Origin of the sequence: Lysinibacillus sp. FSL K6-4013 (assembly GCF_038630435.1) — a bacterium.
In the GTDB taxonomy this organism is placed as follows: Bacteria; Bacillota; Bacilli; order Bacillales_A; family Planococcaceae; genus Lysinibacillus; species Lysinibacillus boronitolerans.
In genome coordinates, this window is record NZ_CP152031.1 from 4414220 (window position 1) to 4439492 (window position 25273).

At 32.6% G+C, this 25273-nt stretch carries 18 protein-coding genes and 5 pseudogenes; 2 read left to right on the top strand and 21 right to left on the bottom strand.

Annotated features, from left to right (window positions below; translation table 11 throughout):
* Positions 1-588: 588 nt before the first annotated feature.
* The gene (locus MHB39_RS21900; protein ID WP_258858932.1) at positions 589-2280 is read right to left on the bottom strand and encodes a HAMP domain-containing sensor histidine kinase; all 1692 of its coding nucleotides are present in this window, start codon (positions 2278-2280) and stop codon (positions 589-591) included.
* Complete coding sequence (locus MHB39_RS21905) at positions 2280-2960, bottom strand: response regulator transcription factor (RefSeq protein WP_258858933.1); 681 nt, start codon at positions 2958-2960, stop codon at positions 2280-2282. The genes MHB39_RS21900 and MHB39_RS21905 overlap by 1 nt, the downstream gene beginning before the upstream one ends.
* A gap of 464 nt (positions 2961-3424) precedes the next feature.
* On the opposite strand from MHB39_RS21905, the pseudogene MHB39_RS21910 reads away from it, so the two are divergent.
* A pseudogene (locus MHB39_RS21910) lies at positions 3425-4051 on the top strand (IS110 family transposase); the annotation flags it as partial.
* Positions 4052-4105: 54 nt separating this feature from the next.
* On the opposite strand, the gene istB reads toward MHB39_RS21910, so the two are convergent.
* On the bottom strand, positions 4106-4852 hold the full coding sequence (gene istB, locus MHB39_RS21915; RefSeq protein ID WP_342544854.1) for an IS21-like element helper ATPase IstB: 747 nt from the start codon (positions 4850-4852) through the stop codon (positions 4106-4108).
* The gene (gene istA, locus MHB39_RS21920) at positions 4852-6387 is read right to left on the bottom strand and encodes an IS21 family transposase (protein ID WP_342546941.1); all 1536 of its coding nucleotides are present in this window, start codon (positions 6385-6387) and stop codon (positions 4852-4854) included. Before istA ends, istB begins: the two co-directional genes overlap by 1 nt.
* Positions 6388-6517: 130 nt before the next feature.
* Between istA and MHB39_RS21925 the strand changes: the two are divergent.
* Positions 6518-7123 (top strand): annotated as a pseudogene (locus MHB39_RS21925) (IS110 family transposase); the annotation flags it as partial.
* 789 nt (positions 7124-7912) lie between these two features.
* Here the strand turns inward: MHB39_RS21925 and MHB39_RS21930 are convergent.
* From MHB39_RS21930 to MHB39_RS22010, 17 genes and pseudogenes are all read right to left on the bottom strand, one after another.
* Complete coding sequence (locus tag MHB39_RS21930; RefSeq protein WP_307476189.1) at positions 7913-9499, bottom strand: IS66 family transposase; 1587 nt, start codon at positions 9497-9499, stop codon at positions 7913-7915.
* A gap of 53 nt (positions 9500-9552) precedes the next feature.
* Positions 9553-9906 (bottom strand): IS66 family insertion sequence element accessory protein TnpB, encoded by a 354-nt coding sequence (gene tnpB / locus MHB39_RS21935; protein ID WP_307476187.1) that lies wholly within the window; start codon positions 9904-9906, stop codon positions 9553-9555.
* Positions 9903-10097 carry a hypothetical protein gene (locus tag MHB39_RS21940; RefSeq protein ID WP_307476185.1) on the bottom strand — a complete coding sequence of 65 codons (195 nt, stop codon included), beginning with the start codon at positions 10095-10097 and terminating at the stop codon, positions 9903-9905. Before MHB39_RS21940 ends, tnpB begins: the two co-directional genes overlap by 4 nt.
* Positions 10098-10799: 702 nt before the next feature.
* Positions 10800-12818 (bottom strand): N-6 DNA methylase, encoded by a 2019-nt coding sequence (locus tag MHB39_RS21945; protein WP_258860881.1) that lies wholly within the window; start codon positions 12816-12818, stop codon positions 10800-10802.
* Positions 12808-14343, bottom strand: coding sequence for a hypothetical protein (locus MHB39_RS21950; RefSeq protein ID WP_258860880.1), 1536 nt, complete (start codon positions 14341-14343; stop codon positions 12808-12810). Before MHB39_RS21950 ends, MHB39_RS21945 begins: the two co-directional genes overlap by 11 nt.
* 17 nt (positions 14344-14360) lie before the next feature.
* Positions 14361-16061: a hypothetical protein gene (locus MHB39_RS21955; protein ID WP_258860879.1), complete on the bottom strand. Its 1701-nt coding sequence runs from the start codon at positions 16059-16061 to the stop codon at positions 14361-14363.
* Between the two features lie 15 nt (positions 16062-16076).
* Positions 16077-16850 (bottom strand): hypothetical protein, encoded by a 774-nt coding sequence (locus MHB39_RS21960; protein WP_258860878.1) that lies wholly within the window; start codon positions 16848-16850, stop codon positions 16077-16079.
* 600 nt (positions 16851-17450) lie between these two features.
* Positions 17451-17735: a hypothetical protein gene (locus MHB39_RS21965; protein WP_258860877.1), complete on the bottom strand. Its 285-nt coding sequence runs from the start codon at positions 17733-17735 to the stop codon at positions 17451-17453.
* A 6-nt stretch (positions 17736-17741) separates the two neighbouring features.
* A complete protein-coding gene (locus tag MHB39_RS21970; RefSeq protein ID WP_258860876.1) occupies positions 17742-17900 on the bottom strand; it encodes a hypothetical protein in 159 nt (52 codons plus the stop codon).
* Positions 17881-18147 (bottom strand): hypothetical protein, encoded by a 267-nt coding sequence (locus MHB39_RS21975; protein ID WP_258860875.1) that lies wholly within the window; start codon positions 18145-18147, stop codon positions 17881-17883. Before MHB39_RS21975 ends, MHB39_RS21970 begins: the two co-directional genes overlap by 20 nt.
* Positions 18148-18201: 54 nt before the next feature.
* On the bottom strand, positions 18202-19071 hold the full coding sequence (locus MHB39_RS21980) for a TnsD family Tn7-like transposition protein (RefSeq protein WP_258860874.1): 870 nt from the start codon (positions 19069-19071) through the stop codon (positions 18202-18204).
* A gap of 44 nt (positions 19072-19115) precedes the next feature.
* Positions 19116-19307, bottom strand: coding sequence for a TniQ family protein (locus MHB39_RS21985; RefSeq protein ID WP_258860873.1), 192 nt, complete (start codon positions 19305-19307; stop codon positions 19116-19118).
* 493 nt (positions 19308-19800) lie between these two features.
* Positions 19801-21391: pseudogene (locus tag MHB39_RS21990) on the bottom strand (ATP-binding protein).
* Positions 21366-22357 (bottom strand): annotated as a pseudogene (locus tag MHB39_RS21995) (Mu transposase C-terminal domain-containing protein); the annotation flags it as partial. The pseudogenes MHB39_RS21990 and MHB39_RS21995, both read right to left, overlap by 26 nt.
* Positions 22358-22878 (bottom strand): annotated as a pseudogene (locus tag MHB39_RS22000) (TnsA endonuclease N-terminal domain-containing protein); the annotation flags it as partial.
* A gap of 266 nt (positions 22879-23144) precedes the next feature.
* Entirely contained in the window at positions 23145-24080 is a 936-nt protein-coding gene (locus tag MHB39_RS22005) for a bacteriophage abortive infection AbiH family protein (RefSeq protein ID WP_342545372.1), read from the bottom strand.
* A gap of 64 nt (positions 24081-24144) precedes the next feature.
* A complete protein-coding gene (locus MHB39_RS22010; RefSeq protein ID WP_342545373.1) occupies positions 24145-25248 on the bottom strand; it encodes a DUF3800 domain-containing protein in 1104 nt (367 codons plus the stop codon).
* Between the last annotated feature and the right edge of the window lie 25 nt (positions 25249-25273).

Genomic DNA, 25273 nt, shown 5'->3' on the forward strand with positions numbered 1-25273 from the left:
TCTGGCCCGTGGGACTAGTTCCCGTCCGCGAAACTGTTCACCCCTCAGCCATCTCTGCAATAGAAAGACCTTTTTTCCAATATTCGTCATACTCTTTAGCAGTTAACCCTAATAATTTATAAATTTCATCATATTTATATTGAAATTGGTAAACCACTTCACCTTCACTTGTAGCTATATCATCTAAATGTTCTGCTTGAGAAATTGAGGGAAATTTAGACATATAGAAATTAAAAACAAGGATAAAGCTGTTTTTAAAAGGAGCTTCAACATAACACCTCCTTCATTTTTTATTTTAACTTTGTTTTATTTATGTGGGCATTTCAAAATTTTATGCAGTTCACCAAACACGGAAATAGTAAGATTGATTTACAAAACCCTCCCCTTTGACTTAAGTGCACTGTTTCACAAGCTCAAATCAAGATTAACATAAAATACCATCTTCAATTTAGTGTTATTCAAAATGGCCCTTACCATGAATAAAGACGCTTTCCTTATTTCAGAAAAGCGCCCGATTGGTGAAGAGTTGATACTACTGCTTCAGTTACTTTAAGAACATTTTAACCTATCTTTAGGTGTACAATTAGCTCATCGGAATTTGAACCAAAAAATTACTCCGTCTTCACAATTTCTAGCACCATATTGGAATTTAAGCAATTCTAATATTGAACGTGATATGCTTAATCCTAGACCTGTACCTTTTGTATTCCCACGTGATGCTTCACCTTTTTTGAAAGGCAGCCATATTTCATCGATTTTTTCTTCAGGTATATGGCTACCACTATTGAATATTTCAAGTGTATTGTCGGAAATTGTGATGCGAATTTCGCCCGCTTCAGGCATATTTTCGATCGCATTAATGAAAAAATTGTCTATTACTCTCCCAATTAAAGAACGATCCGCCTTGATATATGCCTCCCCTTGAAGAATTGTAGTTATTCGTCTTTCCGCACAAACATGCTTATAGCGAATTAAAATTTCGTTGCACAGCTCGTTAAGTGGAAAATCTTTAATAGTGATTTTAAGAGAGTCTGATTCTAATGTTGTTAACTCTAACATCTCCCTTATTATTCTATCCATTCGGTCTATGTTTGCTTGAATGTGTTTAACATAATGCCCCCTTTTTTCAGTAAAGATGTTTTCTTGTAAGTTCTGGGCGTAACCCGAAATAATACTTAAAGGGGTTTTTAAATCATGGGCCAACGCTTTCGTCATTTCCTTCCGTTGTCTATCAAGGTTCTCTCTTTTCTGATAAGTATTATAAGTTTGTCTAGAGAGTATGAATGCAACAATCATAAATATGATGAAGCAAGAAATCCAAACAAAGACTAATGTGTTAGAGCATTGTTCCCACAAATTAACGTCACGACCAAAAACAAACCAAAAATCACTAATTAGATCTTGTCCATCATAAAAAGCTGTTGGATAAGGTTGTAACTGATAAAAACGATAGTTTAATAAATCTACTCGTTGCGAAAGTGGCTTTGTTAGCATTATATGTGATAATGTTTCTTTTAAATATTCAGAGTCTATTACCAATTGTCGTAGCTCATTCTGCTTTTCATTGTTCGGATTACCGGTATTCTCTGGTATGACACTAGCGAATTCAAAGTACGGTAATCCTTCAATATTTTTATGATTTGAGCGGTAATCAGTATAAGTGTCCGGAATACCTCCGCTTGCACTTACATCCCCATTTTCATCAAATTTCTGTGCATACATTTCAGTTACGCTAATTTGTTCAGGAATAATGTTTTCATTATCAACCCAAAAACCCTTTACATCAACTAAGTAACCTGATAAATCTCCTTCCTTTTTGGCCTTTGGTTGGGCATATAAATATCTTTCAATGTCTTTTATATTTTCTTCGCTATACCAATCTTTAGGATTAATAAAACCGTATTCTGTTGAAAACTTCTTAACATCATTATTTGAATAACTAACCTTCCAGTAATTAGTCGTATTAAAAATCAGTTTGTACTCACCTGTAAATATAGCTATTTCTGTAAGTTCAGTCGTGAAGGAATTTAACTCATTTGCAATTTCCTTTCTTAATAGGGTAATGTCCTTAATATGATTCTCGCTGTCCATATTTTCTTTTAGGATATCCTCAAATTTAGCACTTACTTGTAATGCGTATGATCGTAGGTCCATTTCAGCCATTTTTTTTTGCTGAAATACAAGATAAACGCTGAATCCTATCATAAGAATTAGATATATAGCCAAAAATGAACTAAATATCCGCAAATAGGTCGAATGCTTTGTTTTGTTTTTTTTCATCATTGCACCTCCAGTTTGTAACCTCTTTTAAAGACTGTTTTTATCTGAGTAGAAGCACTGCCTAAGGCTTTTCGCAGCTTTTTAACATGGTTATCCACCACTCGATCATTACCTTCAAAATCATATCCCCAAATTTTAATAAGGAGGCTTTCTCGACTTACTACTTTACTAGGGTTGTCCATAAGTATTTTCAAAATTGAGAATTCTTTCGGTGCAAGAATGACTTCTTTATCATTTAGAAAAACTGTACATCGATATGGATCTAGTTTTATTGATCCTGCTACCATTATTTCATTTCTTACCATACCTTTTGATCGTCGGAGTAATGCATTTACTTTTGCATAAAGCTCTGCTAAAGAAAATGGTTTTGTTACATAGTCGTCGCACCCGAGATGGTATCCATGTAATCTTTCATTCTCTGTGTGCCTTGCAGTAATAAATATAATCGGAACATCACTATTTTTCCTAAGCTCCCTACAAATTGTAAATCCATCGACCTCTGGCAACATGACATCTAGAAGTATTAAATCATATTCGTCTTCAACGATTTTTTGTTGCCCTTCATTTCCTGTCTTGGCCGAATCTATCTTAAAATCTCCATTACTTTTTTGTATAAAATAATCTGTAATAATTTCTCTAATCTCAGCATCATCTTCAACTAAAAGAAGCTTGAAAACCATATCTTCACCTCCAAATATAGGTTAGCACACAAATATGTCTTTTTTGTATCCATTTGGAAGTTATTTATCTGATGCTTTATTTATAGAAGAATGAAAAAGAGACGTTGTATATTATAAAAACAAAAGAAATAAACCAACGTTATAGAGCAACGTTGGTTTAATCTAATCGTTTTGTAATTATCCCATTAAAGTCGTTATTCCACAATAAGGCCCGTTCGTAATATGAGGTTAACCAGTTTTTTCTGGTTGACCTTTTTCTTTTAGGTCTTATTATAACGGTAGTCGGGGTAGAACGTCTGGCCCGTGGGACTAGATCCCGTCCGCAAAACTGTTCACCCCTACTTGTATAAACATGTTTCGAGCTGGTTGGGACAAGGATCCCGTTTAACAAGCGAACCTATGACATTACAAGCAGCTTTAGGGGTTACCGACGAATTTAGTTTTCTTTAGGAGGAGATGTAATTATGAATCCAGTCGTTGGTCTGGATGTTTCAAAAGGAGAAAGTCAGGTTCAAGCCTTTTTAGATAAAGGCAAACCATATCGTAAGAGCTTTAGTATTAAACATACTCTTGATGGTTTAGATAGTTTATTAGAATTTCTAAGGGAAATAGAGAAACTAGCTGATGGTGAGCAACCTTCGGTTATTTTAGAATCTACAGGTCAATATCATATGCCTGTCATTCAATTTTTGGAGGAGCAACAATACGTTTATATTATTGTAAACCCACTTATCTCTCATCGAGCTAGAAGTACAAATTTACGCAAAGTAAAGACCGATGCCATTGATGCCTATCAACTATGTGAACTGTATTACAAGGAAGAGTTAGAACCATATAAAAAAAGGGGCATACACCTCTTAAATCTTCGTAATCTCACTAGACAACAAGAAACAGTATCAAGCACAGCTGTACAAACAAAATTACAGCTACAATCAATCTTAGATCAAATATTTCCTGAATATAGAGGTGTCTTTGGGGATCTCTATTCAAAAATTTCGTTACAGATTCTATCAATCTTCCCAACCTCCAAAGAGGTTTTAAGTGTTAGCGAATCGGATCTTACTAATAAAATTGCAGAATTATGTACAACTGTAACCGTCAAGTTGAAATAACAGTTTTTGCTCGTTTGAAATGAACACTTTTGCTTAAAACACATGCTGTCTATTTTTCATTCGATAACTATCACCATTCATATGAACAATTTCTACACGATGTAATAGTCGATCTAGAATGGCTGTTGTTATACCTTCATCGCCCATTAATTCACTCCATTGCTCAGGGCTTTTGTTTGAGGTTAATATAATTGAACTCCGTTCATACAGATGATTAATCAGCTGGAAGAATAGGTTTGCTTCGCGCTGATCCATTGCCATGTACATTAGGTCATCAATAATTACTAAGTCAGAAGCTTGTAATCGTTTTATCTGCACTTGTGACTTATGCGCAAACTCTTGTGTTTTCAGTAGCTGAATTAGTTCTCCCATCGTTATGAAATACACTTGAAAACCTCTTTGAATTGCCTCTATACCTAGCCCGATAGCTAGAAATGTTTTTCCTACACCAGGCGGTCCTAAAAATATTAAATTATACTGTTGTTCTAACCAACTGAACTCTAGAAGTTGCGTCAATTGTCGTTCTGTTAGGGCTGTTTGTTCATCTATATTAAACTCTTGAAGTGTTTTTATAAAAGGGAAACGAGCCCATTTCATTCGTCTCTCAATACTTTTAGCTTCTCGTTTATTTAGTTCGAATGTTGTAATTGCTTCTAAAAACTCTAAATAAGTCCAAGATGCTTTTTCAGCTTCACGAAGGAGCTGCGGGAGCTCCTCTGCGGTTTCAGCTAAACGTAATTGACGAAAGTGTTCTTGTAATTCTTTGACTGTTTTATTCATTAATTACGTCCTCCTAAGATACTTGTATATGTACTAAGAGAACGTGTCGTTACCTTAATTTTCGTGTTAGAAGTTAGCGTGCTATTACTTTTTTTAATATCTAATATAGAATCATTACCTAATTTCTTTAGATAACTAACGACATCACGAAAATCGTTGGCACTATAAAGATTTTCATCTATACATTTTTCAAGTGTTTGATTAATCCACTGAGGTTCACTTTTGATAACAGATAAAAGAATTGCTAATTGGTCACGACGATAACGATTATACAGTTGGCAAATTTCATTTACATATATCGTTGCAGCTTCTCGATTCTCAAAACTAAAAATGACACTTTGTTTTAACTCTTCAATGCCTTTAGATCTGTCTCTTGTGTGATTTCGATTTTTAATCAGTTTTCCTTTTTGCGTACTAATCTTATGTTCAGCTAGGATTTCACCAGCTGGTTGTTCACGAATAATCAATGTATTTTGTTTTGTTTGAAGGTACACTTGGTTATCATGTAGCGTACCGTAAGTCCCTAATGGGACTGAGTAACGATTTGACTTAAAGCGAATCGTATTGTCCTTATTTACGTTCCTTGCTATAATAACTTCATGGTTACTTTCTAATGAAAGTATAGGGGAGACTGGTTGTAAGTGTTGCTTTTCGACGAGAAACACTTCTACTGGTCTCTTTTTTGTTGTATTGTGTACGTTTTTATTTCCTGTTCGTTCTAACCACTGGGTTGCACTTATATTCCAACTTTTAATATCTTTAAAAACTCTACTATCCGCAAAATTACCTTTTATGTATTTCACTACATTTTCAATCATTCCTTTTGACTCTGGATCTGCCCTTCGACATAAGTGCACACGAAACTTCCGTTCTTTTACATACGCTTGAAATTCGGAGGTTAAGATTAAATCGCCGGCATTCTCACTAACTGTGATTAAGTGGTCTTGGTCATAAACAATTTCCTCAGTGCTTCCCCCAAAAAAGCTAAATGCATTTTCATGACAGCGAATGGCATCCTTTGTCGTAAAAGGCCGGTCTTGCCACTCCATATATTTATATCTTGAATGTGCTAATACAAAAGCAATGAAATACAGTTTTATTTCTTTTTTCTCTGTAGTTTTCTGTTTTGTTTCGCCCCAGTCCACTTGTATTTGTTTACCCATTGGCTGTTGTGGAACGGCTTCGTATTGTCTAACGATATTTCTTTTCTCAATCTGATATATTTCACGAATTTCTTTTACATAAGAGCGTACTGTGCTTTCTCCAATTTCTAAATTAGGATACCTCTCTAGTAACCAATCTTGAATTTGTGCTGCACTTAAATGAGGATATTCTTCCAACCAAGCCACAATCCAATCCCGATAGGGATCTAGTTTTTTAGGCTTTCTAAGTGCATTCCCTAAATACTCCTGTGCCTCTTCAAAGGACATTGCTAAATACTTATAAACAGTTCCACGATTTACTTTTAAATATTTAGCAATTTGTGCAATTTTCATTTTCCGTTTAAATAATTGATGAATCTCAACATATAACACTAACTTTTCCTCCAAGTCTCTTACCTCCAGTAAACGAATAATTCTAGTTTACTAGATAGTCTATTTGGTTAGCGAAAGTGTTCACGTGATTCGAGCGAAAACTGTCTATTTTATTCTAGCGGTTACAACAACCCGTTCAGAAAAATGGGCAAAAGAAAAGGCAATTAAATTGAGAGAAGCTGCATTACGTAATCCATTTCAAAACAACTTGTACCAAAGCCATATCTTTAACCTAAGAATGTTTATTAACATTGTTCTTCAATATCAAGAGCATCTATCGAAGTTAGCAGCAGAAATAGATGCCCTCGCTAAAGAAATTGAAGAATATGAGATAATCCAGTCTATCCCTGGTGTTGGAGAAAAGATTGCGGCAACAATCATCTCTGAAATTGGAGAGATAGAACGGTTTAACCATCCTAAAAAGCTAGTAGCATTCGCCGGGATAGATCCTAGCGTTTACTCTTCTGGCCGGTTTACTGCTTCCATCAATCGCATAACCAAAAGAGGTTCTAGCAGGTTAAGACAAGCGTTGTTTATGGCTGTACAATGCGGTATAAGAGATGCACGTAAGCAAAAAACAAGTGAAGAAATAATCCCTAGAAATAAGAAATTAAGAGAGTTCTACAATAAAAAACGCGAAGAAGGGAAGCCTTTCATAATTGCATGTGCTAATAAGCTTTTACATTGGATTTATGCCCTACTAAAAAGAAAAGAAGCCTTCCAAAATGCGGTTTAAAAATCACATTTAAGTACATTGAGAAAAACCTTCCAATTTTAAAGAGGAAGGCTTATTTGCTGTACCCTTTTTTAGTATATCATGCGAGTTTTAATTTTTTTATTGAAAAATCTTGACAACTATTAGCTGGTTTTGTTGAATAAAGCCGATTTTACCAGCTAAGGTTTCCTCGGCTTACGTGGCATATAAATGGATTTTCATGATGTGTGGGATATACATCTGCTTAATCCCTTGTGGAGATAGAACTGTGACTTAGGCTGTATTGTTCAAGGGCAATTACTTGATTGTTCCTTCAACCTATCCAAATCGCCATTCTTCCAATACTGAATTCTAACAATACTATGCGTTTGTACGGCCATTTGGATTTGATGTGCGAATTCTTTAAAGTCATATTCATCATGTTTTGGCTCTTCAGCCTGCCGTTCACGCAGTGGCTACACATGTTCAGGTAGCATTACCGCTGTCTGTCCATTTAATCGTACCATGATCTCGGTTTCTTTTTATATCCGTTTTATCACCAACGAATAAGAATACATGTTTCCATTTTATATAGGGATGATTAAAAAAGAAAGTATAGCAATGACATATATCAATTTTTTGGTTAATGAACATTCCTAAATTTCTTCCAATTAATAAATGTGGATTAAATGTCAATTTTAATTATAAATAGCTTATGTGTTATGACTATTATGAATAGGTCAATAGTAAGCCCGAAATATAAAAAATAGCGCACCTTTTCGGTACGCACGACGAATGGCCAGCTATCTGAAATTTTTTTCGGATAGCTGGCTATTTTGCACAATTGGCTTGGATATTTTTCGACCAAGGCATGTAATCATTTAAAAGTTCTGGCTGTTGATTAATTGGCAAATTCGGCAACTCGGTCATCAGCTTCACGAGGTACTGATAGAAATCGATACCGTTCACTTTTGCCGTTTCTGCCAAACTTAAACAGATGGCATTTGCTTTAGCACCAGCTTCACTAACAGAGAAGAGCCAGTTTTTGCGACCAATTACATTTGGACGAATCGCATTTTCAGCTGGATTATTATCAATTTCAATCCGACCATCAAACAGAAACGCCTTTAACCCATGTACACGATTTAAAGTGTATTCCGCTGCTTTTGCGAGTGCGCTTTTCCCGAAGAAAGGTGATTCATCTACCCATTTCAAGAATTTCTCTACAATTGGCTTGGAATATTTTTGCCTTGCTTTTCGGCGTTCACTTGGTGAAAGCTGCTTAAATTGGCGTTCTAAGTGATAGAGTTGATCACAATAATTAACGCCAATTTGCCCGTTTTTACTATCGGCTTTCAGCCAATAACGTCGAACGTGCGCCCAACAGTTAGCGAAGATGACATTAGGTAGATTACCGTATGCAGAATAACCATCACAAATGAGAGTTCCTTTAAAGCCAGCCGTAAACTCTTCCAGTACGGTACGACTTCTAGATAAAGCGCTCTGGAAAAGAATAATGATTGGCCCTTGGCTTGGAACACTTCGGAATACCCAATTATAGGCGTTTGATTGACCGCATTTCCCGTCTGATCGTTTAATAATTTGTGCATAGGTTTCGTCCACATGGAGAACAGATTTTGCTATTAATATCTTTTTCATCTGTTCATAAACCGGTAGAAGCCAATCTTTAGCTACACGAATGACCCAATTCGATAAATTCTTATCATTAGTAAGTAAACCATATCTTTCCCATTCTTTTACCTGACGGTAAAGGGGTAAATATTGAATAAACTTATCGTAGATAAGCTTTGCTAAAACAGTCGGTCCTGCAATGCTTCGCTGAATGACAGCTTGCGGTGCTTTCCCTCTTTTGATTTGTGCTTTTTGTGAGGTATCCTTTTTACAATGCCTACACTCATAAGCATGTTCGATATGCTGAACACGCTTCATTGTAGCTGGAACGAATTTCGCTTCTTCACGTGCAATTGTTGTACCAATTTCAATCATCTCACCATGGCAACAGTCACACTGCGTATTGTCAGGATGATGGTGGACTTCTTCCACTTCAATCCCATCTAAAAAAGCATCATTCCGTTTTTTCTTATGTAGTTTCCGAACAACTGTATAAGTAACAGTTGGCGTGCTTTGTTCTTCTGTGTGCTCAGAATCGCTAAAAGACGGATCATCTTCAAATAATGAACCTTGTCCATCGGGCGCTTGATACTTAGATTTTTCTGATTTAGAACCGTATAAAGCCTTTGTTAATTGGCGAATTTGTTCAGCTAGCACCTGATTTTGGGATAACGATTGATCCAGCTTAATCGAAAGCTCTTCATTTTGTTTTTTCATATAGGCTAATTGTTCTTCAAGTAATCGAATCACTTTTTCTGTTGTTGAAGCGTTATCCAAATCATTCACCACATTTCGTTCAATATAAGTTATGGATGATTATATCATTTAGATGAATTAATTTAAAAGACACCTTTTGCAGATTTTGAAATCGCCTTTGGCTGTTGAATTGATAACCCTTCTAATAGCCAACGAAGCTCCTGTTGCGAAAGGTTACGTACCTCATTTTCATTTTTCGGCCATTGCAGCTTGCCGTTATCTAATCGTTTATAAAGCATGGCGAAGCCATCGCCATCAAAGTACAGGCATTTATAACGATCCTTGCTCCATCCTGAAAACAGAAAGATGGAATCACTATACGGATCCAATTCAAATGAATCTTGAATGAGGGTTGCTAGACCATCAATTCCTTTCCGCATATCCGTTTTGCCACAGATGATATATATGTTTTTTACACTTGTAAAATTATGTTTCATCGACTGCTCAACTCCCTCATGATGACTTGGATAATGTGCTCATCTACACCATTGAAGAAGGAAATTTCAACATCAGTTGATTTAATTATGCAGCTTGGAACATGGGCTTGTGGTTGTGATGTTACAGATGAGAGGTTGTTAATAATAGGATCTAATGTCACAGGGACAATCGTTAATTTTGTGGTTGGCATAAAATTGGCACCTCCTTGAATTGATATGTCTATGGTATCGGAGATGCCAATGTGTTTATATGCGTTATTTGATTACGGGCTTACGGTCAATAAGAAAAAAGAAAACCTTGATACAGCAAGCATTCTAGCTGTATCAAGGTAATATTTGATGTCACTTTCAATTATAATTATGTGACAAGATTAATTAAAACTCACAAATGTTGGTTTAAAATAAAGTTTGATTAAAAGGATGCTGCAAACGTTGATTTTATAATAGAAGAAACCCACGCATTTTGAAAAAAGATCGATCAAAATGCGTGGATATAGTTTTTGGTGTAGTATGAAGTTTTATAAAAAAGATTAATAAAAATGCTTATTAGTGTTTGACTATCAGCAATTTAACATCATCTACTCTTATTTCTCTTGAACTCATCCTCATTTTGAATATTACCTAAATAATATACTAAATATTGTTGACGTTCATATTGCTTTGCATAAGTCGTAATATCTGCATTTATTACTTCTATAATTTTTGATTTTTTCCCTTACGCAATAACAACGACTTTATTATTTTAGCACAATTTTATCTGAGAATAAAACATGCTAGGCATTCTATAAAAATCAAAATTTGTCTGCGAGAAATCACACTAATAGAATTTTTCACAACATAAGACAACAGGTTGAAGAGTCAATTTAATATGATTTTTAAATGTATCAATTGGCTTAATTGATATCTAAAAACTCCTCGATAATTCCAATATCATGTTGATCAAGATTATAAATTTTATATACTAGCCTATTTAGTTCTTTTTCTTTTTCTAAAAGGCATTCCCCTTCACACGATGCTCTTAAAATGTCGTCAACTAAAATGACCAATTTTTTATACTCTGAATCCCGTTTATTCAAGAAAATTATCGGGTATTTTTTCATAACTGGCGACTGAAATCGATATTTTTTTGAATGAAGATGAATTGGATTCAATTGCTTATGAATAAATAAAGTGATATTACTGTTAAGTATTCCAAGCAAAAATTTATAATCGTCCAATTCATAGCTTTCCTTTAGGCGAATTGAATAGACAGTTCCATTGAAAAAGAACCCTGAGGTATCAAGGGAAAACCTACATTCAGATGCTAAGTCTGGCGTTAATATCTTCATATTCTTAAAGGTATTATGGGATCGTTCTACCCATGGTTCAAACCACTCTTTTGTACCTTTTTCCTTAATATATGTTCTTTGCTTTAAAATAGACTTATTCTCGAGTAAATAACTCATAACATTGGGGTATTTCTCCAATTGAATCCTTTGAGTTTTTCCATTTTCTTCAGTATAGGGATATAAAATGAAAGTATCAGAAGCTTCTATATCTCCGGTCCAATGATGGCCCCATTTTTTTAGATTTTTCCCTCTTAACATGGGAAAAAACAATTCTTTTTCAAAATAATTTTTTTCAATAAATTCTCTAGTCATATATTTGCAAAAAACATCATCTGCTGTAGTTTGAATACCAACTAAAATACTTTTAATGTACTCTTTTAATTCTTTTGCTTTCGGTTGTTGCAATATCTTTTTAAATACAAATTCAGTTTTAATACCGGTATATCTCCATGTATCACCTAGATAAACAGTTCCTAATTGCCTTACGAATAGCCTTTCATTTTCTTGAATAACCTTCTCCCATCTTGGTTCATTTATAGATTCTCTTTTAGGTGCTTCAAAAAAATAAACTGCTGACAGTACTGCTGCCTTGAAAGGAAATATATCACTTAAATCTAAAACCTTAGTTAAATTAATATTCTGTTTTATATAATCTCTAATTGATTTACCATATGCAGCTGTCATAAATTTATTAGAGCAAACAAGAGAAACTTTACCAGTTTCATTTTTAGAAAGTTTAACCGACTTTTCTATGAATAGCGTATATAAATCAAATTTACCTTTTGCCGAAAAATACCTCTTCTTATAAGCTTCTCTTTTATCTTCGCTTAAAGAGTGATAACGTAAATATGGGGGATTCGTTGCCACTATATCATATTGATTGTCTTTTAATACTTCACTGTCATCATCGCTCAAACTATCTAATTGGAATATCGGCAGTTTTTCATTCGGTCTTATTTCTCCAGAAAACTTAGTAATTGTCATTAATAAACGAAGTTTTGTAATTAGACAGGTATATTCTTGTATATCTACTCCAGTTATTAGTTTTCTCGAATATATCTTCTCAATTATTTCTCTTAGGATTTCGGGAGAATTCTTATACTTAGATAATATTCTGTACACATAAATTACTAAAAAATTACCTGATCCGCATGCAGGATCAATAATAGTTTTATTTATATTTTCCTCGATTTTATATTCAGTAAAAATAAGGTTAATCAGATCTATCCGAGTATAATGTTCACCTAATTTTTTTCTTTTTTTCTCCTCAGAAAGCACTAAATATATTGTACCTAATATATCTTCAGTTGTTTCAGGTGGTGGATTCTTTGCTAACCAATCTAATATTTTTATAGCAGAATCGGAGTATTCATCTAGATATTGAAAAATATCACAACTCAATTTATTTTGAGCTTCATTTTTAAGCTCATCTAAATTAATCTCTTTATAATTATCTAAAAAAGAATTTAAGTTAATATATTTATTACAATATGAAATCCCGTACAATAAGAGAAAAGTTTTTAATTCACTTGCATCCAATTTTTTTAAAAATAATACAGCTTTATTAATATAATTATTCATCATCGTTATTTTCACATATCTTAATTATTGTTTCTTTTAAATTACTTACTAACCCTTTAAAATTTGTATTTGCACATAAGAAAAGTGGTCTCTTTAATTCTTGATCACCTGAACCCCATACAACATACTCTTCAGAATTCACATCGTTATTATCATTGAAATATGCTACTGTAATAAATGCTTTAAATATACCTGCGTATCTCTGTGTAATTTTTTGTGTGATATCTTTTTTTACAGTATTGAATTCACTTGCATACCGTTTTGACTCTATGGCAATAATCTCCTCAGTATTTTTTTTTCTATTTTTCACTCGAAGTAATACATCTATGTCTCTAGAACTACTTTTCGGTTCCCCATCTCTCTTTAAATCAAATTGAAGATCCGCAAATGAACTGATGATATTATAGTCACTTTGTTCAGCCTGCATTTCTTTCTGAACCATTTCCACTACTTCCTGTACAAAATCTTGATGCCAGAAAATTCTTATGTAGTTCAATAAATGGAATGTAGGAGCAAAAATTTTTTCAAAATCATTATTTTCTTCAATCCTCTTGGGATCATTTTTGTTCCTTTCATTAAAAATCAAACCTAATGAAGGATCTATCCAAACCCCTTTTTCTGGGAAGTTATTACTGATTAATCTGTGATAAGGGGAAAAGAATTTATTTATACTTTTTTCTGAAGAAATCTCATCATTAAATTCTTTTTCTGTTAAATATCCTTTATTTAATAATTTCTCTAACACAAATGATATTTTTTTTTCTAATGCATCTGCTTTAGTAACCTTCAAGAAAGATTTCATAAGCTCATTTTTGGTAATATGTTCATCTGCAATACGATATCCAGAGGATACATTTCTACTCATCAACCAATTCCAATTAATGTTATCTTCCCATGTAACTTTTAGTATCCAGTCAAAGCTATGTAAACTGTCTATAATATACTTTAGCATATCATATTTAAATACTTTAATAGTTACCCTAATCCCATTATTAATTTTCATATAGCCAATAATTGCAAAACCTAAAGACAAGGTTTTTAATTTAAATATGGCTATATTTTTACATCGAATATTGTGGAATAAAGGTGTCTTTGAGTAGTGCCTTTCAGCATAATCAACAATTGTTAAAAACTCAGATTCTTTATCATAGTTAATTACTTCCCCATCTTGAATTCTCACTAAATAGTTTATAAATTCATGTTCTTTCAAATCATCACTCTCGATGTTAAAGCTAAAAAGTATTTCCTGTGATTTATATGTTATAAAATTAAAAAGTTCTTCATCAAACTCATCTTCAGAATCATTTAGTTTATCTACAATAAGCTGATATATTCTTGACTTAAAGGTCTCTATTCTAGTTTCATCTGGTGTATTTTGTATATCAAAAACAACTATCTGATCAATTAAATATTTATATTTAAATTCAAGTGATTCTAGAACCTCAACAATATCCGATTCATCAAAATCAATTCCTTCAGGGGTAGAAAACTCTATAAAAAACCAACTGTTTGCTTTTTCAGTATTCACGTTAGACACCCATTCCACTAATAAAATAAGTTATTTGTAAATATTTCCATTTTATTAAAAAGTCTATTTTTCAAAGCTTCAGTGTTTGCCTTATTATACGCTAATAAATTTAATAACTCGCTATGTTCTAAAGACAAGCTTATAATATCAGGATGATTATTTTGATATTTTATAATCGTCTCTGTCTCAGCTTCTTTCTGGTAAATAAAAACAGTCTTAAATTCATCATCATTAATATTACTCAATTCATCTTTAAATTCCAGGCACTTTTGAAATTTATTCCCAAGGCTCTTAGGATTTGAAGCTGTTGCTATATATATTAATTTTTTACTCCCTGATTTCCGAACATACAAAATTGAAGCTAACTCTTCTATACCAAATTCCTCTTTGAACCGTACAATTTCGTATTGTGAGTCAGAAAATAGTTTTTCTAGTGATGATTTTATCAGTCCTGGACGCTGATTGTGATGGGCTTTTTGCCACTGAGCATTTACTTCTTCTAATATACGTTCCTCATCAGTTTTCACAATAGGTAAAGACTCGATATTTACAAAATCATCTATAGGTATATCTGAATCTATCCTATTCTTTTGATAATCCGCTAAAGTTTTGTCTTTTAGTCTTAAATCATCCATAATTTTCAGCATATTGGATATTGCATCACGATAGCTAATCGCATGGGTTGTATTACCTCCTAAATAATCCAAAAACTGCTTTTTCATTTCTTTAGGATAATCAATACCTATATCATATTCATAACCTTTCTTGTACCTAACTGCTAATTCAAGAAATAATTCTTCAAAATCATTCACATTTGAGGGTTTAAACTCACTCAACTCAAGTACATGATGTTCTAAACGAGTCCATATAGCATATTCACGCTTAGACACTTCTTCCTTTAAATTACCTTCATATTGTTCTGTCACAGATGTAATTAACGCAACTGCTGGAGGCTCAAAACTAATAACCTTATCGATAAATTCCTTATAACTAATAAAGAAGTTACGTCTAGCAGCAGTAGTTAAAGCTGAAAAAGCATGCTCAAATTCATCTAGCAATATAAGTAAAAACCCTTCTTTTGGTTTGTATTTTATAAAAAATTGAATGATATTTATATAATCGGAATTATTCAGCTCTTTAATGCCTACTTTGGTTATTTCTGTTCTACCATGAGATGCTCCCAATATTCGTATTGCTGCACTACTCTTATCACCGCCTTTATAAATAGTATAAAGGACTGTTGCTAAACTACTTCCAATTTCAAATTTTTCACATATTTTACTTATAATCGTATCTTTATCGAGATCTGTCTTAATATTTGCATCTGCTATAAGTCTATTAAATGCAAGTGAAAAATCACTAAAGTAAAGTTGAAACAACTTAGAGGCAATCATTCTTACAAAGCTATATTTTACAATATTAGTTTCTTGTACTTGAAATTTAACTATATAATAATCACCTTGGTCTTTTAAACGAGATTCAATCCAATTTAAAAAATGAGTTTTCCCTCCACCAACTCTCCCAGTCAGAACTACATGTGCAAAATCCCATCCCTTATCACAATCAGAAAGTTTTTGAGTAATTCTATCTTTGACATTTTGTTGATTTATAATAAATGTAGGTGATTTTGGGGGTTGTGAGTTCTTCATACCGTTTAATTCTTTTCTGACAATCTCTACAGTTAAGTTTTTTTCATTTTCAAATAGATTATTTATCACTTTCATATACCTCCATTATTCTTTAATAAAAGGTTTATTAATTTTTATATAATACAAATCTTCTTTCAATATGGAGTAGTAATCTTTTTTGGCAAAATCAAGATTTACAGTTGAAAAAGAAGTATATGTAGCAAATATAGGATCACTATATAGCAGTGAAATATTTCTTTTTATACCTTCTTCTGTATAACCTTTTTTTTGCAATGCATCAGCTAATTTAGATATAACTACATTCTTTTGAAATCCACTTGCCAATAGCAAATATTCACTTTGTAGAGTAGTTAGAAAGTGTATATACTGTTCATATTCTAAGAATGGATTTGAATTATTTTCAAATTGACAAGATTTTATTAATCGTTTTATAGCATATAACTTTTCAGAAGCAGTTCTTCTATTCTCTTCTGTATAACCATGCTCTAAAATCTTGTCATATAGAGCTTGGTTTGACACAGAAAATTCAGGATCAATCTGACATATTAGTTTACAATTATGAAATAACTCGTTAATTTTGTAAGAATTATGAAGCAATAGTCGATTAATGCTTCTGTTCAAGTCAATATATAACTGAGTCTCCCAAGTAAGGGAAACTTCATATCCTAATTCTATTAACCCTAATTTCCCCAAGTCTTTTATCTGTATATTAGTTCTTGAAGCACGTTTTCCATACAGTTGACTAACTATCTCCCTCAACTTCTCAATAGGTAGAGAAGGGCTCAAGTCAATTATTTTAAGCAACTTTTCAAGTTCTTCTAAAGAGGGTGGGAACTCGTATAGAGGATATAATTTCATTTTATTCCACCTCTTCCTAGGGATTTATCGTTTCATTCTGTTTATCGATATTTAAAGTTTATCGATAAACAAGCCTTTTTGTCAATTTAATATTGCTTCAGCTAGGATTAAATTTATTCATAATTATCCCCATATAAAAGGTTTTATATAGTAGCTCCTTTTCCTGATCATATCACCTTTATAAACGCCCTATATTAGTTCCAAATATGAATTGTTAATGTGATGCAACCTCAAAACATCTCTAACCAGCAAGAAATATTAGCTCTATAAATAAGATTTTCTCATGATTTTCCTAGCCCTATGTAACATCTTTCTTTCCATGACGTAAAGTTAAAAAATTTATTTTGTTACAATGTAACTGTTCCTTATTCCAAGTTCCATGATTATCAACTAATCTAGTTAAAATTTGTTGATAACAATAACTTTTATACTGCTGATGATTTATTAAACATAATAAAGTTGATAATGCCCTATCCTCGCGTTCCACTTCAAATACGCTAATTTCTTTATTTTGTCTTAAATCTTGATTAGTAAGTAACCAAACTAATTGATAGAGAAAAATGTCTTTTGTGTATTTACGATGATACAGTGATGAAAAATCTAGCTGGAGTTTATTTCAAATAGCCTATAAAGTAAAAAGCGATTTGGTGCTAAAATACTTCGTACAACTTCAACCAACGGAAGAGTATAGTTTTTGCTATTAGAAGAAACGATAATGCTACGTGACATATCTTTATCATTTGTGCCCAAAATGCTCCATTCTTTCTCGAAATATCTTACAGAATTAGGATAAACAGTTATTTCAATATCTTTTGCCCCTGTTGGTATGATACTTTTGTTAATATTGCCATTCATATAATAATGTTGGATTGCTAACGCTGGCAACGTTCCCTAATCTGCTAATACCTTTTCAGTTTTTCCATTAGCTCTGAAATATGCATAGATCAGAATTTTTTTAGATTGCCAAAAAGGGGAGCTTATCCAAGTTAATTGTGCTTTATCTCCTTTTTTAAATGGCCAATTATCTAATTTAACTTGTTGTTTGCTCATCGTTTTTCATATCCTGCTTATGATGCACATAATTCTCTAAATAAGGTTTAATCTCATAAAAATGATGCGATTTCACTGCTGCTCTCCTTTGTACCTTCCATAAAATAATTGGCTCATCCTTCATTACCATTTGGTCAATTACTATACAACAACGACGAATTTGAAATTGTTGAACAGATTCTGTAATCTCGGACAGAAGCTTCTCAGTATTCGGTAGTTTATCTAAATGTCGTTCTAAATTCGCCAAAATACCAAGCCTTCTACCTATTAAAGAAAGTGTAAAGCGGACAGGCTCCTCTAACTATGATAATTCTTTATGGATCTTTTTTATTTTTACTACATAATCTTGATCTCTTTTAGACCAGTTAACTGTTATTGTAGGTTGCTGTCTCTTTTGATTAAAAGGCAAAACACTCATTAGCCATTCTTTATCATGTCGATATAAGAACATGTATTGTTTCTTACATTTCTTACGCAATGTAGTGCGGGATAATTGCGGATACTCTTGAACAATCTTTTCAATGTCCTGTTTATACTTTGCTAATAGCTCTTGACTGTATTCTAACGTTTCTTTGCTTACTTCGACACTCTTCAATAAATACCTTTTTACCGTTTTAGAATCTACACCTATTTCTCTTGCAATTGCCCTAATACTTATATCACTCTTAGCTAGTTGCTTTAGTTTTTCTTGCCATACATGTCTAAATTCTTTTACTCTACCTATATGAAAACGGTCTTCTGATGTTTTATCAGGACCCTTTCTAGAATAGATAAATCCGTAAGTACATTTAAAGGTTCCAACTGGAGCATTTGTTTTATAATCTCTTGTTACATCAACAGATGATATAACTAACTTATGATAATGTAATGCAGCTCGATTTAAACATGGAAATGGGCCTTTACCAAAAGGGCCAATATCAGTTTTTAAATCTATTGTGAATTCATCTATCTCTTGTTCTAAAAAAAGGATGTACGTGACGCTTCGTATTTCGTATTCATTAGCAACATCCACTTTACTTTCATAATGCACTAAGAAATCAACTGGTAATACCTGTTTTAACTTCTTATAAAGATCTTTTTGTCGAATACGGTTAGACGCTGTAACCAATTCTAAATCCCTTAATAATCCACGATATTTCAATGAAACGACTTGCCATGATAATAGATGCAATGGTTTCTGTAATAGTATATATGCTTGTTTTGCTAAATGGATTTTTACTTCTGCATAGGGTCAATTTTATAAATATGCGCTAAATCCATCTGCTCTAATTCAAATCGTATAAACCCAATTCTGCTCATTGCATAAAGTGTAATCGAGTATTTTTTTAATAGCACTTCATGATGCGGGCAATAATCAATTCCTTGTAGCTGATGCTCTCGGTGAATATATGGCTCACCATATCGCAACAAATCTGCCCTTACACAATCAACACAAATAGTACAGATCATTTTTTCTACAGATGCTTCCCGCGACTATACCTAATCTCGTATAAAGTCCCTGTCCATCGTTTGCAACATCCTGAATAATTTCTTGCTGCAGATTCTTTGAAAGAAACATAGCATAATAAGGATAAATTGTGTGGTTAGCCAATAGTGATTCTACAGAATATTGAGCACCTAGTTTTTCTGCTAAAACAGAAAAATAGCTACCAATTCCTATACTCGGTATCACAGAACGATTGTCAAACAACTCTTCCAGCGTATCTTTACAATCAATATTACCACTATAAAAATGATACCTGGCAATTGCTGAATATATATTAATTCATTTGGATAAGGATTTGTAAAAACGGTAACACCTAATGTCCCTCTAGAAATATTCGACTTATTTCTATAATGTCGATATAACTAGCTTTTCAAACATAAGATGTTACCCTTAGTTATGAAAAAGTATCATAAATCATTTAATAAACTCCTCTAAAAACGGTTTTATATATCCATTAACTTTTAATAATTCATACGGATGCTTTTTTCTTTCTAATGATTTCGCTCTTAACTTTACTTATGTGTATGATTTAATTTCTGTTGTTTTTCTTTTGATTTAAAGTCATTGCATTCTGTATAGCTTCTAACTTTAAATTGTTATATTCACTTTCAATTGGCTGGTTATCTACAACTTTGGAAACCAACCTTCTTATATCGTTAGGATTTAAGGTATCGAAAATTCCTAATGAAGCAATCTCATAACTAAGATTTTCAGTTATCTCTAGTTGTCTGTACTGAAGAGTATTTTGACGCTCTGTCATAGCTTCCTTGACTTTACCCTCATATTCAGTATTCTTCTTATGATTAATCATAAGATCATCTAGATTAATCATAATATCCTCATATTTGTACATTGCCTTTAAGTCATTTGTACGTAATGCATTCATCATTGGTTGGATAATTTTCATATCTTCTCTTGCTGTTTTCTTTATTACTTTAGGTGTAATCCTTTCATCTCCATTTATTTCATCAAATAAAGCTCTTTCTTGAGCTAAGATTGAACAAGTTTACTGCTACCGAGGTAATTCCTTGGCATTCTTCATAAAATGTTTTTTTCAACTCTTCTGTTAGTTCCGAATGAATCTTTAAACATTGAAATGCCCATAGAGTTTCCAAGAAGAGTTTCCTTTAAATAGTTGTTGTGCTTTCGAGGTACCAATTAACACAGTTGGTATTCCTACTGTGTTTGTTAATGTCACAAAGAAATTTAGCATTTCTTCCTGTCATTTTTTGAATGTAGCAAATGCTGAATTTCATCAATGACAAGAACGCCAATCCCATACATACTCGCTAGTGATGTCATGCGTCATAACATTGTTGAGGTAACACGGTTTAAATAGACAAATTTCTCTAAATAACGTGTACCTAATAAATCATCAATTGCTTTGAAAAAACTTTTACATAAAGTCGATAAACTACCGTCATACGGACAGTCTATTTTTAGCCAAACGATTTGTGTACGATTAAAAGGCTGCCTTTCATACCATTCATGCTTAATGACTTGTGGATACATTAACAACAAACGTTCAATTGCGGTTGTTTTACGATACCTGAGATGCCAATAATCGATAAACTATCTGCCGTTGAACGAATATGGTTTAAGCGTTCATCAATATATTGATGTGCCTGCTCTTCATCCTCACGTAGGTGATGCAATATTCGAATCCGTTCAAGGAATGATTTATCTAACAGGTTTCGGGCTAAATAACCACGACGAATTAAAGTCGATAACCGGCGCTCTACTTCAAAATGGATTGGCAACGGCTGAATGAAGTTTTTCACACGTTTTAAAACATGATAACGAATATTCGCTTCACTCTTCTTATCTTGTTCACTAATACGCGGCGTCACCATAAAACGATCCAATACATCATCTTCATCAAAGATTGGCGGTAGGGCTTCAATAAAAGGATTATGAGCATATTCAGTAAGATTTGAGTCTTATAACTTGCTTCTTCCATATCTCCTTTTAAGACGACATTATTCATCTTTTCCAAATTCCTCATCTCGCTTCCTCTTTAATTTTTCCATAAGACGTGAAGGTGACTTCTTTTGTGGTTGCTCTTCTAGTTGTATTCTTGATGTAAATCCATGATTTCTGTTGAATGTTCAGCTACAGTGGGTGACAAATCAAATTTTTCTTCCTCGCGATTAGCTTGTTTTTCATTCACTTTATTATCTCGAATCGCAGCTAGTTTTTCCTTTTTACTTGTTGGTTGATGTAGAGCTTGTTTTTTCTTTTGCTCTGCTGCCTTAATAATTTGATTCATCTTCTTATCTGTATTAATCGTAAGCTGCACTTGTTTAGAGCGTTCCTCTTCCTCTAACTCATTTCGTAGTTGATGTTGAAAAACGACTTCTTCTAAAAAATCCATTTTGTATTGCACGCTAGGCTCTAATAAAATGCACGTTTCATAATCCATTCTGTTGTCATTCGGAATATAAATTCGGTCTAAATGACGTGGATCATACACAATATCAATACTTTTGTTTTTCAGCTTTACATACCATTGTTCTTCGATTGCTCGCTTTGATCCATACAGTAAATTATTAAATTTAATGCCTGCTCTCGAAATAGTTGCTTTACCACGTGGTAACACATTTAAGCGCAAAATATTTCTATCTACTGTTCGAAGACAACCTTTGCGATTGTGGATGCCCCAATTCCAGAGATTAATAGGTGTTGGTACTAAACTATCTGTAATCATCTCTTTTTCCATTGGATACTTATCAATGATTTTATGATTATGTTGCAATATCATCGTAATGATTAATGCTGTAAATTCCTTTAAATTAAGTGTAGCGTCTAGCCTATAATCTCTATCTCCGCGCTCTCGATATTCTTTTTAAATAGCACCAGGCGCTTTTTGTTTCACTTTGTCATTAATCGTTCGGAATTTGCGCTCAACAATACCTTTTAAATCTCCTCGATAAGCTGTTGTATTTTCAATTTTTATATTTAAATTATTAATCCTAGCCATTTCTTTAGGAATCCCCAGCTCTGTTACAATGTCCCAATCAATTTGCCTTCGCTCCCAATAAACTCGTTCAATCTCAAACTTTTCAATAACTCGTTGTTTTAGTAGCTCGTCTTTCATTTTTATTGTTCGTGCAAGCTTACTAACCCATTTCCTTTATCTACCGTTAATAAAAAATCCGTTGTCATTACAACTGGCTGATTCGTTTTAGGGTCTGTAGGATGTTTTAGACCTAATTCATCAGCAATGACAATTGTTTCTTCCAACGGCAATAAAGGAAATTGTTCTCGAATATCAAAAACAAAATCCGAATATTCAATTAAAAAAGTAGTTTCGTTCCAAATCTGATAAAAATTCGTGCTGCCTTTCGTTTTAATACCTTTTAAACGAGTGGATCTTTCCAATGAGGAAACATCTTGAATATTCAACCACGGTTTATAATCGGCACCGATTCCCGAGCCACGACCTTCTTTAATCCACTTTTCAACTTTAGATGTTCTAGTTCTTTTAGACAAAAAAACACCCCTTTGGCTAAATAATAACCAAAGGGGTAAAGCTTCGCAACTTTTTTACAATCGTCGCGACTTTATTTCAAATCTACAACAAAATGTAGGGTTGAAATAAAGATTGATCAAAAGTGGGCTACAAACGTTGATTACATAATAGAAGAAACCCACATATTTTGAACAAAGATTGATTAAAATGTGTGGGTTTAATTATAGTAATGTTGAGGTTTTTATAAAAAAGATTGATCAAAAATATATCAAGAAATTACATAGTTTTAATTTTCTACGGTTTGCTCTACTAAAGGTAAATCATAAAATCTATCACAGTGAATAAAATCTATATATTGTTCAATTATGCCGATTTGAGTTAATTTATTTCTAAACGTCTCAATATGATTCTCATCATAATAATATACATGCCATTGTGTATCTCTACTAACATGTGCCTTTACTTCTTCAAAATATGGCAAATCTACATCACCTAAAGAATGCCCAATTATAATTACTCTTTCAATAGCCTCAAAATTCAATGAAAATAATTTATGTATATAATTATTTACATCTTTATATGTTTTAGAACAATAATCAGTTAAAACATTATATATTGGTGTATTTTGCTCATCAAACCTATTTTGATAGTCAATATATTTTTCATTAAAGTAATTTATTCTAGATAAATTTGAATGCCCCAACACCAATTCCTCATTTAAATCTACTACACCGTGTATATGTAAAACGTTTCTTCTTGGAATATTGTAAATCTCCTCTAAAGTAGTGGTGTAATTAAAGTTTATAAATATATCTTGATGGCTTTCATTGATTAAAGATGTTCTTCTGTTCATTCTATTCAACTCATGATTTACTACTTCAATCCATTCTTTCAAATAGACAGTTAATTCTTCAATATACTTAAATTCGTCTGCAAAGTAATCATTCAAAGTATCTTCTATACCAATATTACCACTTTCTAACCCCAAATCCGTACTTTGAAACATTTTTTCAACCAGTACATCTTCATCAATATTAGCTAAATTAAATTCCAAATCGCACCACAGATAATTTTGTAATTCTTCTCCCCATAAATAATATTTCTCTTCAAAATCCCTCAAGAAGTCTCCTCGATGTTCTTCTAAATAGCAACGAAAATTCCAATACCTCGTAGGTAAACCGTGACCTAAATCAAAACCATTCCCAATAATAAACAAATCCACTTATATCACCATCCTAATTAAAAATCTATAATAAAATTACAATGGAACTTACAAATTATGTTTTTTAAAAATTATATTCTAAAAAGAAATTGATTTTTAATTCAAAATCATTGCTGCTAACACCATGTTTGAATCCCGTACTTACACTTAAGGAGTACAGCAAAATTTCTTGGAATTTTTTCAGAGTGAATTTTTGAGTCTCTGAAACCGTATTAAATATTTCCTCAATATTTTGTATACTTCTTGATTCCAAGAAAGCCATCCAATATCGTAAAACCCCTATAATCAAATCTGAAATTTGCACTAAACGTTCATCTTTTGAATCAACGAATTTATAATCTATGCTTTCATGTCCTGATAATTCAATCGGATTAGCATTCAAAATTTCTTCAATCAACAATTCGTGATCAAAAATATGCTTTGCTTTAGGGTAAATAATTATTACATGAGAATAAAAAGTTGAATAATCTCCTATTGCAACTCTATCTTCATTATTTTGTAAAAATATCAATTGCTTCTCTCTGTAGCTTTTAAGTGATTGCCGTAAATATTCTAGATAAAAATTATTATTAATATTAATTGACCATATCCAATCAACAAGTTTTTCAACAAATTCATTATGATTCTTAATATTAGGATAATCCATTTCAATTAGTAAGCTTAAAAACCAATCTTGATTTTCCTTAATCAATAAAAAAAGACTATTTTTTAGTTCTCGATTTAATTCTGGTCCCCCAAACCATGATTCTTCCATTGAATCTACTATATCAACTATTGTGTAATAGAAATTATCAATGTATGAATAATGGATTATGTATTTTTTGTCATAAAGCCACTCAATAAGAGCAGCTACCCTTGGTTTTGATATCAACGTTAAAAGATCTGGTGCATTTTGACGTATATGCTTAAATTTAATTTCTTTAACATTGTTCTGTAATAAAAGTGCATCAAATAATTCATCTATATCTTCTGATGATGCAAAATTATCCCCTTCAAAACCAATTCCTCCAAGAACAAAAAATTCATGTTCCTTAACATTAAAGCCTTTATCGGTGATTTTAAAAGTACGAGGATTATTTGTTTCGTCGTAATATAGTATATAGGGTTTATCTATATTAGTTACTCCTCCTACAGAAGCAATAAAGTTGTATACATCAGTATAATCCATTTAAATTTCTCCCACAGTTAAAGTA